Annotated in this window: 11 protein-coding genes; 6 read left to right on the plus strand and 5 right to left on the minus strand. The window is 67.0% G+C overall.

Going from position 1 to position 13,985, the window contains the following annotated elements; translation table 11 throughout:
• Positions 1 to 248: 248 nt before the first annotated feature.
• From EV675_RS07665 to gcvA, 6 genes are all read left to right on the plus strand, one after another.
• Entirely contained in the window at positions 249 to 1,265 is a 1,017-nt protein-coding gene (locus EV675_RS07665; RefSeq protein WP_130356707.1) for an isopenicillin N synthase family dioxygenase, read from the plus strand.
• Positions 1,266 to 1,409: 144 nt separating this feature from the next.
• On the plus strand, positions 1,410 to 2,519 hold the full coding sequence (locus EV675_RS07670; RefSeq protein ID WP_165404486.1) for a nitrilase-related carbon-nitrogen hydrolase: 1,110 nt from the start codon (positions 1,410 to 1,412) through the stop codon (positions 2,517 to 2,519).
• Between the two features lie 25 nt (positions 2,520 to 2,544).
• Positions 2,545 to 3,357, plus strand: coding sequence for an SDR family NAD(P)-dependent oxidoreductase (locus EV675_RS07675; protein WP_130356709.1), 813 nt, complete (start codon positions 2,545 to 2,547; stop codon positions 3,355 to 3,357).
• Positions 3,358 to 3,397: 40 nt separating this feature from the next.
• Positions 3,398 to 4,168, plus strand: a complete 771-nt coding sequence (locus tag EV675_RS07680; RefSeq protein ID WP_165404487.1) for an SDR family NAD(P)-dependent oxidoreductase — start codon at positions 3,398 to 3,400, stop codon at positions 4,166 to 4,168.
• Between the two features lie 70 nt (positions 4,169 to 4,238).
• Positions 4,239 to 5,216, plus strand: a complete 978-nt coding sequence (locus EV675_RS07685) for a Bug family tripartite tricarboxylate transporter substrate binding protein (protein ID WP_130356711.1) — start codon at positions 4,239 to 4,241, stop codon at positions 5,214 to 5,216.
• A gap of 64 nt (positions 5,217 to 5,280) precedes the next feature.
• A complete protein-coding gene (gcvA, locus tag EV675_RS07690) occupies positions 5,281 to 6,210 on the plus strand; it encodes a transcriptional regulator GcvA (RefSeq protein ID WP_278044757.1) in 930 nt (309 codons plus the stop codon).
• A gap of 12 nt (positions 6,211 to 6,222) precedes the next feature.
• On the opposite strand, the gene EV675_RS07695 is transcribed toward gcvA, so the two are convergent.
• From EV675_RS07695 to EV675_RS07715, 5 genes are read right to left on the minus strand one after another with little or no spacing between them, the layout of a single operon-like run.
• Positions 6,223 to 7,815 carry a class I adenylate-forming enzyme family protein gene (locus tag EV675_RS07695; protein WP_165404489.1) on the minus strand — a complete coding sequence of 531 codons (1,593 nt, stop codon included), beginning with the start codon at positions 7,813 to 7,815 and terminating at the stop codon, positions 6,223 to 6,225.
• Between the two features lie 50 nt (positions 7,816 to 7,865).
• Positions 7,866 to 9,287, minus strand: coding sequence for a UbiD family decarboxylase (locus EV675_RS07700; protein WP_130356714.1), 1,422 nt, complete (start codon positions 9,285 to 9,287; stop codon positions 7,866 to 7,868).
• Between the two features lie 31 nt (positions 9,288 to 9,318).
• The gene (locus EV675_RS07705; RefSeq protein WP_130356715.1) at positions 9,319 to 10,761 is read right to left on the minus strand and encodes an NAD-dependent succinate-semialdehyde dehydrogenase; all 1,443 of its coding nucleotides are present in this window, start codon (positions 10,759 to 10,761) and stop codon (positions 9,319 to 9,321) included.
• A 34-nt stretch (positions 10,762 to 10,795) separates the two neighbouring features.
• Positions 10,796 to 12,232, minus strand: a complete 1,437-nt coding sequence (locus tag EV675_RS07710) for an enoyl-CoA hydratase/isomerase family protein (RefSeq protein ID WP_130356716.1) — start codon at positions 12,230 to 12,232, stop codon at positions 10,796 to 10,798.
• A gap of 59 nt (positions 12,233 to 12,291) precedes the next feature.
• Entirely contained in the window at positions 12,292 to 13,974 is a 1,683-nt protein-coding gene (locus EV675_RS07715; RefSeq protein ID WP_130356717.1) for a thiamine pyrophosphate-binding protein, read from the minus strand.
• Positions 13,975 to 13,985 lie beyond the last annotated feature (11 nt).

Consider the following 13,985-nt stretch of genomic DNA (forward strand, 5'->3'; position numbering starts at 1 on the left):
GAGGTAAGACGTTCCAGGGCGGCGCGCGGGTCGATGCGCCTGGTGCGGTTCTTGCATGGCCGCCTACCGAAAGAGTAGAAGCGTTCAGCGCAATCGTCCCGGGGGCGATTGGCGGGTCATTGCTCTTGAAGAGGCCGTCGCGGACATCGCGCCGCGGCCGGCCATGCCAACCTTCAAGTGCGACACGACCGCCCCGCTCGATGCCCGGTAGTGGTCGGTGTCCCTTGTTCTTCGACGAGGATGTCATCATGAAAGCCACGCGTGCCACGCCGTCCCCCCAGACTCCTTCCGGCTATGGCCTGGGAGAACTCGAGAAAGAATCCCGCATGGGGGGCATGGGGCAAGAGACCCAGCGCGAGATCCGCATCGTCGACGTGGCCGATTTCGAACGCAGGCATGCCGAGATCGCCGACGAGATCTGGCGCGCCGCGACCGAGATCGGCTTCTTCCAGGTCAAGAACCATGGCATCCCGCCGTCGGATATCGAGGCCGCATTCGTGCGCGCCGAGCGCTTCTTCGCCCTGCCGCGCGAGACCAAGGCGCAATGGCCGTTGACCCGCAACGCCGGTTGGGAGCACAAGGCCCAGATCCGGCCCTCCACCCGTACGCCGGACCAGAAGGAGTCCTACCAGGTGACGCGTCCGCGCATGGACGGCCTGTGGCCGGCCGAGGCCGAACTGCCGGGCTTCAAGGAGGCCACCCTGCGGTTCGAGCGCCAGTGCTGGGAGGTCGGGATGCGGCTGCTGTCCTGCTTTGCGCTGAAGCTGGGCTTCGCGCCCGACTTCTTCACCCAGGCCCATGATCCCGCTCCCGCTGCCTACCAGAGCACCTTGCGCATGTTGCACTACTTCGCCGTCGATCCCGCCCTCGAGGACGAGCTGGGCCTGTGGCGCGCCGGCGCCCACACCGATTACGACTGCCTGACACTGCTGTTCCAGCGCGCGGGCCAGGCGGGCTTGCAGGTGCTGCCGGGCAAGGACGCCGAGAGCCGCGCCTGGACGCCGGTCGCGCCGGTCGAGGGAGTGATTACCTGCAATATCGGCGACATGCTGATGCGCTGGAGCGACGACGCGCTGCCGTCGAACTTCCACCGCGTGCGCAACCCGCAGCCGCACGAGTACCAGGGCGCCCGCTACAGCCTTGCGTTCTTCTGCCAGGCCAACGAGGACGTGGTGATCGAAGGGCCCGCCCGCAAGTATCCGCCCGTCACCGCCGCCGAATATCTGAAGCAGCGCATATCGGCGAACTTTTCGAACCGGTACTGACGGACGCGCGCTGTGAGTTTTCCTGAAGGTCCCTAAAAATATCTCGATTGGCCGGCCCAAGGCCGGCCATGCACACTGCGTCTACAGAAGAGAAACCGCGGAGCCGGCATGGACCGGGCTCCCGGAGCATCCAAAGGAGCGACAGTGAGCGACCTGTATTCCATCGTCCTGATGCAGACCAACCGTGTGGGCATCGACCATCGGCGCGATATCCGCAAGGCCAACCTCGACCGCATCATCGAGATCTTCGGCTATGGGCCGACGCGGCTGGCGTTCCGCGAGTACGCGCCGCTCAAGCTGGTGGTGCTGCCGGAGGTTTTCATGCAGGGCTGGAACAACAATCCGGAACCCTACTCGAACCTGTTCACCAAGGTCGCCAAGGACATGGCGATACGGATTCCCGGCGACGAAATCGAACTCCTGGCCGAGCAGGCGCGCAAGTACAAGACCTACATCGCCGGCAGCGCGCACGAGGTGATCCCGGAGATCAGCACGGAGTTCGCGTTCAACGCCGCGTTCATCATCGATCCCAGCGGCGAGGTGATCTACAAGCGCCACAAATATTGTCCCTACCTGCCCTACAGCGGGCGCGACGACGTCAGCCCGCACGACGTATGGGACCGCTACATCGAGGCCATGGACGGCAAGTACGGCCGCAAGAAGGGGGACGTGCTGAGCTGTATGTTCCCCGTCGTCGAGACCGACATCGGCAAGCTGGGCTACCTGATCTGCAACGAGGCGTTCTACCCGGAGCACTCGCGAGCCATGGCCCTGCAGGGCTGCGAGGTCATGATCAGGTCCAGCGGCATGGCCGAGCCGGACGGCTCGCCGCCGCAGGACCTGTGGGAAGTCACCAATCGCGCCCACGCCGCGTTCAACACCATGTACGTGGCCGCCTGCGCGCCGGGCAACCTGATCGTGCGCGGCAATCCGGCCAATTCCTATCCCGGCGGGTCGATGGTGATCGATTACCACGGCGCGATCGTGCAGCACGTGAACTACCCGGGCGAGACCGTGACCGCCGCGCAGATCAGCCTCGAGGCGCTGCGCCGCCGGCGCATGGATCCGCGCCACAACTGGCTGACGCAGGTGCGCAGCGAGGCTTTCCGCCATATGTACGACAAGCCGCTGTATCCGGTCAACATGTACGCGGACCGGCTTCCCACCGACCAGGCGGACCGCTCGCGCGCGCAGCCCATCCAGCGCTTCGTCGACGAGGGCATCTACATCCGTCCGCGCGGCGACGCCGCCTGACGGCGCAGGGGCCAAGGAGACGCAGATGAGATTGTCGGAACTGTCATTTCGCGGCAGGACGGCCGTCGTGACGGGCGGGGGCAGCGGCATAGGCCGGGCGATCGCCCTGGGCCTGGGCAGGCTGGGCGGCAAGGTCTGCGTCGCGGACATGGGCGTGGACCGCGCGGAGTCGGTCGGCGCCGAGATCCGGGCTCTCGGGGGGGAGGCGGTGGCCGTACAGGCCGATGTCACGCGCCCCGAGGCGGTCGAACGCATGGCGTTGGCCGCGCGCGATGCCTTCGGTCGTATCGACGTGCTGGTCAACAACGCCGGCGGTGCGAGTGGACCGGCATTCAGGATAGGACGCGTCTGCAAGCTGAGCGAGCGGGATTGGGACGATACCTTCGCGGCCAACGTGAAGAGCGTCTTCCTGTGCACGCGAGCGGTGGCGCCGCTGATGCTCGAGCAGCGGCATGGCTGCATCGTCAACATGGCTTCGCTGACGGGGCAGTTTCCGTTCCCCGGGATGCCGGCGTATTCGGCGGCCAAGGCGGCCGTCATCAGCCTGACCCGGTCGCTCGCCATGGAGCTGGCGCCTCACGTACGGGTCAATGCGCTGGCCCCGGGCTTGATAGAGACGCCTCGCACTTCGTTGAACCGGCGACCCGAGCAACTGGATCAGTTGCTGTCCAACGTGCCGCTGGCGCGCATGGGAACCGTCGACGAGGTGGCCGACATGGCGCTTTACCTGGCCTCGGATGCCGCCGCCTTCGTCAATGGAACGGTGATGGACTGCGCCGGCGGCCAGATGTGGATGACGCGGGATGGCCGGCCCGCCTTTCGGGACATAGCCGGCTGATGCGCCGCGCGAGCCGTTTTATGACGGAATGGAGCCACTGATGCTGCTGCATTCGAAGGTCGCCCTTATCACCGGTGCCGCCACCGGCATCGGACGGGCCAGCGCGTTGCTTTTCGCGCGCGAGGGAGCCCGGATCGCCATTGCCGACATCAACCGGCCCGATGCCGAACGCACCGTGGAGGACATAGAAAAGGAGGGGGGCCAGGCATTCTTCGTGGAGTGCGACCTGCGCCGGACCGCGCGGATCGCCGATGCCGTGGACGAGACCGTCCGCCGCCATGGCTGCCTGGACGTATTCTTCCACAATGCCGGCGTGGCCGGGCCTGGCCTGCTCGAGCACACGACCGAGGCGCAATATGACCAAGTCATGGACATACATCTGAAGGCAGGGTTCTTCGGTGCCAAGTACGCGCTGCCGCACCTGCGGCGCGCGGGAGGCGGCTCCATTCTCTTCACGGCGTCCGGACTGGGGTTGCGGCCGTCCCGGCAATCTCCGGCCTACTCGGCGTCGAAGGCGGGCCTGCTGATGCTGGCGCGGGCGCTGGCCGTCGAGCATGCCCGGGATGGCATCCGGGTGAACGCGATCTGTCCCGGTCCGATCGACAGCACCCCTCTCTGGCAGGGCGTGCTGGCGCGCAATCCCGACATCGTCGCCGATTCGTATGCCGAGATGAACCGGCAGGTACGGCCGATCAAGCGGCTCGGGATCCCCGAGGAAATGGCGCGGGCGGCCCTGTTTCTGGTGGCGCCCGAGAATTCGTACATAACCGGCGTGGCGCTGCCCGTCGACGGCGGAGGCGCGATGAGTTGATCCGGCCACGGCCGGCACGACCCGGACGACGACCGGGGCCGGACGCATAACTACACCGTTGGAGACGATCATGAATGGCAACCGGCGATGGACAGGCGCTTGCGGGGTGCTGGCGCTTTGCGTGACGACGGCGGCTTGGGCCGCCGGACAGGACTACCCAAGCAAGCCCGTGACGCTCGTGATAGGTTTCGCGCCCGGCGGCGGCAACGACGTCATGGGCAGACTGCTTGCCGAGCACCTGCGGGCCGAACTGGGCCAGCCCGTGGTGGTCGAGAACAAGGCGGGTGCCGACGGCGCCATTGCGGCGCAGTTCGTGGCCAAATCGGTTCCCGACGGCTACACGTTGTTGAGCGGGTCCAGCGGCATGATGGCCTACAACCCGGGCCTGAAGCCGGCACTCACCTACGACCCGGCGAAGGACTTCGTGCCGATCACGATGATCGGGTACAGCCAACTGCTGTTCTCGGTGCCCCGGAGCCTGCCCGTCCATTCGCTGACCGATCTGGTCAAGCTCGCCAAGTCCAGGCCGGGCCGCCTTTTCTACGCGTCGCCGTCGTCGCCGCACCAGGTGGCGTTCGAAGCTTTCAAGCAGAAGACCGGAATCGACATCCAGCAGGTGCCGTACAAGGGCTCTGGTCCGGCCATCCTGGCCGCGGTCTCGGGCGAGGTCCAGGTCCTGGTGTCCTCGGTGTCGGATGCGTTGCCGCAGATCCGGGCCGGCAAGCTGCGCCCGTTGGCGGTGACGGGCAAGGAGCGCAGCGGTTTCGTCAAGGACGTTCCAACGGTGATCGAGCAAGGCGTGGATTTCGAAAGCGCTTCGTGGATCGGTCTCTACGCTCCCGCCGGAACGCCTTCCGCGATTGCCGACAAGCTGTATCGCGCCGCCTCCAGGGTGCTGGCCTCGGAGAAGTTCAAGGAGGGCTGCGTGGCGGTCGGCTACGAAATGAGTCCGCTCATGCCGCCGGCCGAGTTCGCCGCATTCCAGCGCGACGAGCTGTCCCGCTGGACCAAAGTGATCAATGACCTGAACCTGCGAATAGGCAATTGAGGCGCCGGGATAGGCGATGACGCGGATTGGCTGCGGCGGCCGCTCATGGCAATATCCGGCGACCATGAGAAAATTGCCTCCGATGAATGCCGTCAGGGTGTTCGAGGTTGCCGCGCGGCATGTCAATTTCACCAAGGCGGCCGAAGAGTTGCACGTCACGCATGGCGCGGTCAGCCGGCAGGTGGCGCTGCTCGAAGCCTGGCTGGGCGTGCCGCTTTTCTTGCGATCGGCGTCCCAACTGGCATTGACCGAGGCCGGCCGGGACTATCTCGAGCAGGTGACGATGGGGCTGGACCTGATCGCCGTTGCCTCGATGCAGGCCCGGCAGCGGTCGGCCAGGGCCGGCTTGCGCATCAATGCGCCGCCTACCTTCATGATGCGCTGGCTGATCCCCAGGCTCTCGCGCTTCCAGCGGCGGCGGCCGGAAATCGACGTGCGCCTGACCACGTCGATCGCGCCGGTCAACTTCCAGGAGCACGGCTACGATCTCGCCATACGCAGCGCCCATGCGCCGCTGCCCAACTGCAATTCGATCCCCGTGGTGAGCGAGATGGTCGTGCCCGTCTGCCACGTCGACCTGCTGGAATGGCCGGGGCTGGAACGGCCGGAAGACCTGGCGCGGCATACCCTGCTGAGCTATGCCACGGAGTCGTACTCCTGGTCGGAATGGCTCCATGGAGTGGGGTGCGACCACATCCGGCCCGCGAGCATCCTGAGTTTCGAGCAGATGTACTTCTCGCTGCAGGCGACTATGGAAGGCCTGGGCGTCATGCTGGTGCCGCTATTCCTCGTCATCGACGACATCATCGCGGGCAGGCTGGCGGTGCCGCTCGATACGCCGCCGGTCAAGCGGCGGACTTACTATGCCAGCCATCCCCATCCTCCCGCGGAGAGCCGGGCGGTGCGTACCTTTTGCGAGTGGCTGGCCAGCGAGGGAGCCGATACCGAGCAATCGCTGGCGGCGTGGATGCGGTCGCGAGGCTGGAGCGCCTGACCGGCGCCGCGGTCAGGCTCTTCCCGGGCGCGCGCGACGCCGGGCCCGCCCGCCAGCGCCGTGGGCTTCCAGCTGCGAGCGGTAGGCTTCCTGAAGTTCCTGCTTCTTTACCTTCCCCAGCGGCGTGCGGGGCAGACCGTCCACGAACATGAACTGGCCCGGGATCTGGCCGGCCGGCAGGCGGCCGTGGCAGAACTCGACGATGGCGGCCAGGGGTGGAGCGGGGCCGTCGGGGACAAGCACGGCGAGCAGCGCTTCTCCCGAGAACGGGTCGGGCACGCCTACCACCGCGGCCTCGGCAATGCCGGGGCACTGGCGCAGGATGTCCTCGACCGTCTTGGTATAGACGTTCGCGCCGCGCGCCGCGACCACTTCCACCTTGCGGTCCAGGATGTAGAGAAAGCCGTCGTCGTCGATGCGGCCGATATCGCCGGTATGGAATGCTCCCTGGCGGAAAACCCGGGCCTCTTCCTCGGGAAGGCCGAGATAGCCATCGGTGACCTGCGGCCCCGATACGACGATTTCGCCAGTCCCCCCCGCCGGCACTTCGCTGCCGGCGTCGTCGAGCAGCGCGAGCCGCGTGCCGGGCAGGACCCGTCCAGCCGCCTTGAGCAGTTCGGGGCGATCCGTCACGGCTCGGCGGTGCGCCTCTTCGTCCAGGATGGCAATGTAGGGCGAGGTTTCGGTCAGGCCGTAGCACTGGTGGAAACCGGCGCGAGGGAAGGCGGCCATCGCGGCCCGCAGGGTGGACTCGTCCAGCGGCGAGGTGCCATAGCTGATCAGGCGCAGGCTGCGCAGATCGTAGCGGCTGACCGAGGTTTCCTTGAGGATGCGGGCGATCATGTCAGGCAGCAGGCTCGCGATGGTGACGCGATGACGCTCGATGGCATCGAGCACGTCCTCGGGCGAGGCATCCTTCAGGTAGACGTGCGAGCCCCCGAACATGCTGACCACGGTCGCCTTGAGATCCGTCGAGTGATACATGGGCGAGACATGGAGATAGATGTCCTCCGGTGCGGGGGCCATCACGCGGGCGAGCTGCAGCGCGTTGGCGACGACGTTGCGATGCGTGAGCCGGACTCCCTTGCCTCGGCCGGTGGTGCCGCCGGTATAGAGACACAATGCAAGATCGTCTTCCCGCACCGCATGCGGCGCCGCAAGCCGCGCGTCGGCCAGCAGGGAGTCCGTACCGGGAATGCCGAAGATGCCGGGAGCGGCGCCGACGCAAACGGCTCGCCCGCGCCATGGAACAAGCTGCGCCTGATCCAGCAGATAGGCAAGTTCCTCGTCCACCATCAGCATCCGGCAGCCGGATTGCTCGAGCATCCAGGCGACGTCGCCGCCAGTGAGCCGGAAGTTCATGGGAATCGGCACGATGCCGGACCAGTACCCGCCCAGCAGCAGCTGGGCGTGCGAGACGGAATTCCGGCAAAGCGTGGCGAACCGCTCGCCCGGATGCAGCCCCAGCGAGCGGAGCATGTCGGCGCTGCGCGCGACGCGTTCGACAAGCTGCCTCCAACTGAGGCAGCCGGACGGCGAATGGATCGCCACCCGGTATCCATGCGCCTGGGCCGTGCTCTGCAACAGGTCGGGAAGCGTCAGCAAGCGTGGACTCCCGTCACGTGGATGTTCAACCCTGCCCCCGGGGGGCCATGTCAGTCCGGGCAAACCTTTCGCCATGATCCGGAGGCAATGTCCGATCTTACCGCTTCGATATCGACCGCATCTCTTCCCGGTACGCCGATGCGCAGGAACTGTTCCGGCGGAGCGTCGACCGGCTTGGTGGCGTCCAGTCCCAGCTTGGATCCGATCCCGCCCCGCGAGGTGGGGTCCAGCCTGGAGGCCCGGCAGTTGTCCACGACGACCAGGTCCCGGTCCGCCTGGAAGCGCGTGGCGACCGCCCATTCGACTTCCTGCGGATCATAGATGTCTATGTCCTCGTCCACCACGATGACCTGCTTGACGTCGTGATGCATGGCGAGGGCGCTGAAGATGACGTTCTTGGCGCTGCCTTCGTGCAGCTTCTTCATCTGCACGTACAGATGGTAGCGGCCGACCCCGCCGGGGGCCAGGTGCACGTTGGTCACGTTGGGGAATATCCGCTGCATGGTCGTGAGAAAACTGGCTTCCCGCGCGACGGCGCCCAGCAGAATGTGTTCCGTGCCGCCGCCGATGATGGTGTGGAATATCGGCGACCGCCGGTGGGTGACGGCATCGATCTCGATGACGAAGCGGTCGCCCCGCGGCCCGTAATATTGGGTGAATTCCCCGAACGGCCCCTCGGGCTCGCGCACGTTGGGCAGGATCCGGCCTTCGAGAACGATCTCGGCCTCGGCCGGAACGCGCAGATCATTGGTCAGGCACTTGATGACGCGCACCGGCTCGCCCCGCAGCGCACCGGCGACTTCGAGCTCGTCCTGGTCCATGGCCACGATGGCCTGCGACGCCATGAGCGTGAGCGGATCCACGCCGATGGCGATCGCGATGGGCAGAGGCTTGCCGGCTTTCTCGCACAGATTCAGGAAGGCGCCGGTGTCGCGCGACGAGACCGAGACACCCATCCGGTTGCCGCCCTTCAGGTGGCAGCGGTTGATCGACACGTTCTGCCGGCCGGTGCTGGGATTGCTGCTGATCAGCAGGCCCGCGGTCAGGTACGCGCCGCCGTCGTGCTCGTTGTGTATCGGGGCGGGGAGCAGCCTGCCGATGTCGAGGTCGCCGCGATGGATGATCTCCTGCACCGGTGCCTTGCCCACTTCTTCGCATGGCAGCGGGTTGCCCACCGCCTGCTGGTAGCGCTTGAGCAGGTCGGCGGGCGCCACGCCCATCGCGTCGGCGATCCATTCGCGCCGCGACACGATGCCTGACAGTACGGGAATGCGGTGTCCCTCCGGGGATGGAAAGAACGTCGCCTGGCGGCCGTCCAGCTTCGAGGCGATGGCGGCGATGTCGAACCGCAGGGACTTGCCTGCCTGGATGAGCGCGAGCCTGTCGTTGGCGGCCAGGCGGTCCAGCCATTCGCGCAGCGTCGTGACGGGTTGGGAGGCGTTGCGTGGTCCGGTGTGTGCGGCGTCTGCCATGGAGCGCTCCTGAGGGATGGGAGAAAGGGAATCAGAAACTGGAGGTTTGCACGACGAGGCGGGTGGTCTGGTAGGCTTCGAGGCCTTCGGTGGCCCCCTCGCTGCCGTAGCCGCTTTCCTTGACGCCGCCCCATGGCGTTTCCGGACCGTTGATGAAGAACGTGTTCAGGCCCAGCATGCCCGTATCCATCCTCTCGGAAAGCCGCAACTGCCGGCTGCCGTCGCCGGTGAAGGCGTAAGCCGCCAAGCCGTAGGGAAGAGCGTTCGCCTGTTCGATGACGGCTTCTTCGTCACGGAAAGGCAGCAGCAAGGCGATGGGGCCGAAAGGCTCTTCGCGCATGGCGCGGGCCTGGGCCGGCACGTCCGAGAACACGGTGGGGGCGAAGAAGTTTCCCGCCCGGTCCAGACGCTCTCCGCCCGCGATCAGCCGGGCGCCGGCGTATTTCAGGTCGGCCACCGCGTTCTCGATCGCCGCCAGCCGGCGGGTGTTCGCCAGCGGCCCCATCTGCGTCCCCTCGTCCAGGCCGGGGCCGATCTTCAGCGCCGAGGCCGCCTGGGCGAAAGCGCCGGCGAAGCGTTCATAGATGCGCTCGTGCACATAGAAGCGCGTCGGCGAGACGCACACCTGGCCGGCGTTGCGGTACTTGCTGGCGATGCACAGGCGCACGACCGCGTCCACGTCGATGTCGTCGAAAACCAGAACCGGGGCATGGCCGCCCAGCTCCATGGTGATGGGCTTGACCGCCGCGGCGGCCAGTCCGGCCAGTTGGCGCCCCACCGCGGTCGAGCCGGTGAAGGACACCTTGCGGACGACCGGCGAGGCGATGAGGTGCCTGGAGATCTCGGCCGGCACGCCGCATACCAGATTGATCACGCCGCGGGGCGCGCCGGCTTCGGCGAATGCGCGCACCATCTCGATCGCCGTGGCCGGCGCTTCTTCGGGGGCCTTGAGTATGCAGCAGCATCCAGCCGCCAGGGATGCGCCCAGCTTGCGGGCCGGCGTGGTCGCGGGGAAGTTCCAGGGCGAGAAGGCTGCGGCCACGCCTATCGGGCGTTTCAGGACGTTCTGCCGGATGCCTGCGGGACCGCCGACGATGCGCCCGTAGCCCCGCCTTCCCTCCTCGGCCATCCATTCGATGTGCGCGGCGGCGCCGTCGACCTCGATAAGGGCCTCGGCAAGCGGCTTGCCTTCCTCGCGGGTCAGGAGGCGTGCGATGCGATCCCGGCGGCCGCGCATCAGCTCGGCGGCGCGCCGCAGGATACGGCCGCGTTCCACCGCCGGGGTCGCGCTCCAGCCCGGCCAGGCGGCGGCCGCCGACTGCAGCGCCCGGTCCAGGTCCGCCGGCGTGGCCGAGGGCAGCTCTCCCATGGGCTGCCCGGTGGCCGGGTCGACGACGGGGATGGTGTCGCGGCCCTCGCCGCCTATCCATTGGCCGTCGATGTAGAGTTTCAGATCGGGATGTTCGATGGACATGCATGCCTCTCTGCGGACGCGGTCCGGAAAGCCGTCAGAGCTTGCGCTCTTTGGCGTTCCAGTTCTTCTCGAGGTTGTTGATGAGATCTTCGCTCAGGTGGCAGAAGGCCTGCTCCCGCGCGTAGGTGACGAGGTATTGCCGCAGGGCCTCCATGGGCTCGGCCTGGGCGCGCAGCGCCTTGCGGTTCGCGCTGATGCTGACCATGCCGGCGCCCAGCGCGTTGGCCGCGCAGCGTTCGACCGCCTGTTCGATTTCCCCGGGCGGCACCACTTCGCTGACGAGCGTGCGGCCCTCGGGGGTCTCCACCTTGAACAGCTTGTCGAACATGATGGCCTGGCGCGCCAGCGCCTCTCCCGTGAAGCGCGGCAGCCGCAGGTTGGCCAGGCCGGGAATGATCCCTTCCTTGCGTGCCGGCAGGCTGAAGAAGGAGCCGGATTCGGCGATGACGTAGTCGGCCACGAGCAGCAACTGGCACCCGCCGCCTATGGCGAACGTTTCGATGACCGCCACCCACGGCTTCTCGACGGTGGATTCGGGTTCGTCCAGCGGTACGTCCAGGCTGTCGGGCCCGGGAGGCAGGATGCCGCGGTGGACCTTGTTGAAAAACCCCATGTTCTTGGTCAGGAAGCCCAGGTACGATTTCTTGCCGCGATAGATGTGGGTCAGGTTGATGCCGGCAGAGAACACGCGGCGGCCGGCATACTTCGGGTGGTCGACCACGCCCCCGCGCATGACGCCCAGCCGCAGGTCGGCGTGCATGAGGATGAGGTCGGTCGCCACCTCGAAGGGCACCATGGTGGTGTCGTCCTCGGCGTTCAGGTAGCGAAGGTTCTGGAACGTCAGGAATCCGGCCTGGGCCTTGGCCTCGACCAGCGCCTTGTCCAGCTGGACGCGTCCGCTCTTGCGGAATTCGTCCAGGTATTCGAACGACTGGGGCAGGGGCCTGAGCATGGTCCGTATCAGGTGCGAACCGATGGCCCGGTCCGTGAACAGGTGGCTGAAGAAAAGGCCCTGGTTGATTTCCAGCCCGTCCTTGTCCTTTTGCAGCAATTCGCTTTCCGCCCGCAGCTCGTCCTTGCTGGGCAGGATGCCCGGCAGCCGCGCCGCGGCCTGCCAGGCCAGTTCGTCCACCCGCAGCGGACGCGTTCCGTTGCCCGTCAGGTCCCGGTACAGGGGGTGCGCATGGTGCCGGAAGAAGCGCCAGGCCGCGTCGGCCATCAGGTGGAAGATCACGTGCGCCACGTCTTTCTGCGTGGCGTCGCGGGCCGATTTGAGCGGTAGGCGGGCCAGCAGTTGGCGTCCCTGGTGGCACACGGACCGGACCAGGGCCGAGTCCTCGTCCAGCGTCGACGGCGCCGGCCGGGCCTCCCACGCCTGGACGGCTTGCAGGAACTGCGAGGTCGCGTCCCGCGGCAATCCCGCCGCGTCGATTCGTTGCTGGCGTTCGGTCAGGGGAATGTGTTCGATCATGTCAAGCTCCGTTCATGCAATGGATGGAACCGAGAGGTGCCCGGGCGTGGGGTCGGACCTCAGCGGTGTTGTTCGCTTCGCGCGCGCAGTTCGCTCAGCGTCGTTCGCGGGGTGATGGCCTCGGGGTCGATGCGCAATTCGATCAGGGCCCCGTGCGGGGCGGCGAGCGCACGCTCGAAGTTCGCCGCGAAGTCTTCGGTCTTTTCCACCGTGTAGCCGGCGATGCCATAGGCGGCCGCCAGCGCGGCGAAGTCCGGATTCTCCAGCGTCGTGCCGAAGACGTGGCCGGGATAATGGATCTCCTGGTGCATGCGTATGCTGCCGTACATGCCGTTGTTGACGACGATGAAGACCACGCGCAGGCCGTACTGCTTCGCGGTCGCCAGCTCCTGGCTGTTCATCAGGAAGCAGCCGTCGCCGGCGAAGCACACCACCCGACGGTCCGGGTGGATGGCCGCCGCGGCGCAGGCGGCGGGAATCCCGTAGCCCATGACGCCGCTGGCGGGCGCGAGCTGGGTGCGAAAGCCGCGGTACTGGAAGAAGCGATGGATCCAGCCGGTGTAGTTGCCCGCGCCGTTGGCGACGATCGCGTTGGCGGGCAGCCGATCGCGCACGTGCCGGACCACTTCGGCCAGGTTCAAGGATCCAGGCATGGCGGTGGGGACGAGCGTCGCGCAATAGTCTGCGTTCGCCGATCGTGTCCAGCCGGTCCATGCCGGGTGGCGCGGTGGTTCGAGCTTCGCCGCGGCAAGCGCGAAGTCGGCCATGCCGGCATTGATGGCCAGGTCGGGTCGGTAGACCTTGCCCAGTTCGTCGATGTCGGGATGGACATGGACGAACCGGGCCTCCATCGAGGGTACGGCCAGCAGGGTGTATCCCGCGGTCGTGGTCTCGCCCAGGCGCGCACCCACCGCGACGATCAGATCGGCCTGGCGTACCCTCCGTGCCAGCGACTCGGCGATCCCGACCCCGATGTCGCCGGCATAGTTGGGATGCGCGTTGTCGAACAGGTCCTGCCGGCGAAAGGCCGTGCCGACCGGCAATTGGAAGGCTTGCGCGAAAGCCTGGATGCCGGCGCAGGCCTCGGCGCTCCAGCCGCCTCCGCCCAGTATCATGAGCGGGCGCCGCGCCAGTTCGATCAACTCGCGCAAGCGCGCCATGTCGGCAACGCCGGGCTGCGGCTGTACCGGCGCGAAGGGCCGGGTGTCGGGCAGGTCCAGATGCCGGTAGAGCACGTCCTCGGGCAAGCCGACGACGACGGGGCCCGGCCGGCCCGAGACCGCGGTCTGGAACGCGCGGTTCATCATCTCGGGCAGGCGTTCCAGATGGTCGACCTGCGTGACCCATTTCGCCAACGAACCGAACATGCTGCGCAGATCGATCTCCTGCCAGGCCTGACGTTCCAGCAGATGTGTGCCGACCTGTCCCACGAGCAGGATCATGGGCGTCGAATCCTGGCTGGCGGTGTGGACGCCGATGCTGGCATTGGTCGCGCCCGGTCCCCGGGTGACCAGGCAGACGCCGGGCTTGCCGGTCAGTTTCCCGTAGGCCTCCGCCATGTGCGCCGCCGCGCCTTCCTGCCGGCAGACGATCGTCCTGATGACGTCGCTGGACGCGTGCAGCGCGTCCAGTGCGGGCAGGAAGCTCTCGCCGGGTACGCAGAAGGCGTGGTCGACGCCATGTGTCTTGAGCGCATCGACGAGGATCTGGCCGCCGGTTCGCAGGGAAGTGACTTGCAACATCGAATGCTCCG

Origin of the sequence: Pigmentiphaga kullae, assembly GCF_004216695.1 — a bacterium.
Classification (GTDB): Bacteria; Pseudomonadota; Gammaproteobacteria; order Burkholderiales; family Burkholderiaceae_B; genus Pigmentiphaga; species Pigmentiphaga kullae.

What these genes read in the sequence shown, in the direction of transcription:
- EV675_RS07715 (WP_130356717.1), bottom strand. Translation starts at nt 13,974, where the DNA reads ATGTTGCAAGTCACTTCCCTGCGAACCGGCGGCCAGATCCTCGTCGAT.
- gcvA (WP_278044757.1), top strand. Translation starts at nt 5,281, where the DNA reads ATGAGAAAATTGCCTCCGATGAATGCCGTCAGGGTGTTCGAGGTTGCC.
- EV675_RS07700 (WP_130356714.1), bottom strand. Translation starts at nt 9,287, where the DNA reads ATGGCAGACGCCGCACACACCGGACCACGCAACGCCTCCCAACCCGTC.
- EV675_RS07680 (WP_165404487.1), top strand. Translation starts at nt 3,398, where the DNA reads ATGCTGCTGCATTCGAAGGTCGCCCTTATCACCGGTGCCGCCACCGGC.
- EV675_RS07685 (WP_130356711.1), top strand. Translation starts at nt 4,239, where the DNA reads ATGAATGGCAACCGGCGATGGACAGGCGCTTGCGGGGTGCTGGCGCTT.
- EV675_RS07665 (WP_130356707.1), top strand. Translation starts at nt 249, where the DNA reads ATGAAAGCCACGCGTGCCACGCCGTCCCCCCAGACTCCTTCCGGCTAT.
- EV675_RS07675 (WP_130356709.1), top strand. Translation starts at nt 2,545, where the DNA reads ATGAGATTGTCGGAACTGTCATTTCGCGGCAGGACGGCCGTCGTGACG.
- EV675_RS07710 (WP_130356716.1), bottom strand. Translation starts at nt 12,232, where the DNA reads ATGATCGAACACATTCCCCTGACCGAACGCCAGCAACGAATCGACGCG.
- EV675_RS07705 (WP_130356715.1), bottom strand. Translation starts at nt 10,761, where the DNA reads ATGTCCATCGAACATCCCGATCTGAAACTCTACATCGACGGCCAATGG.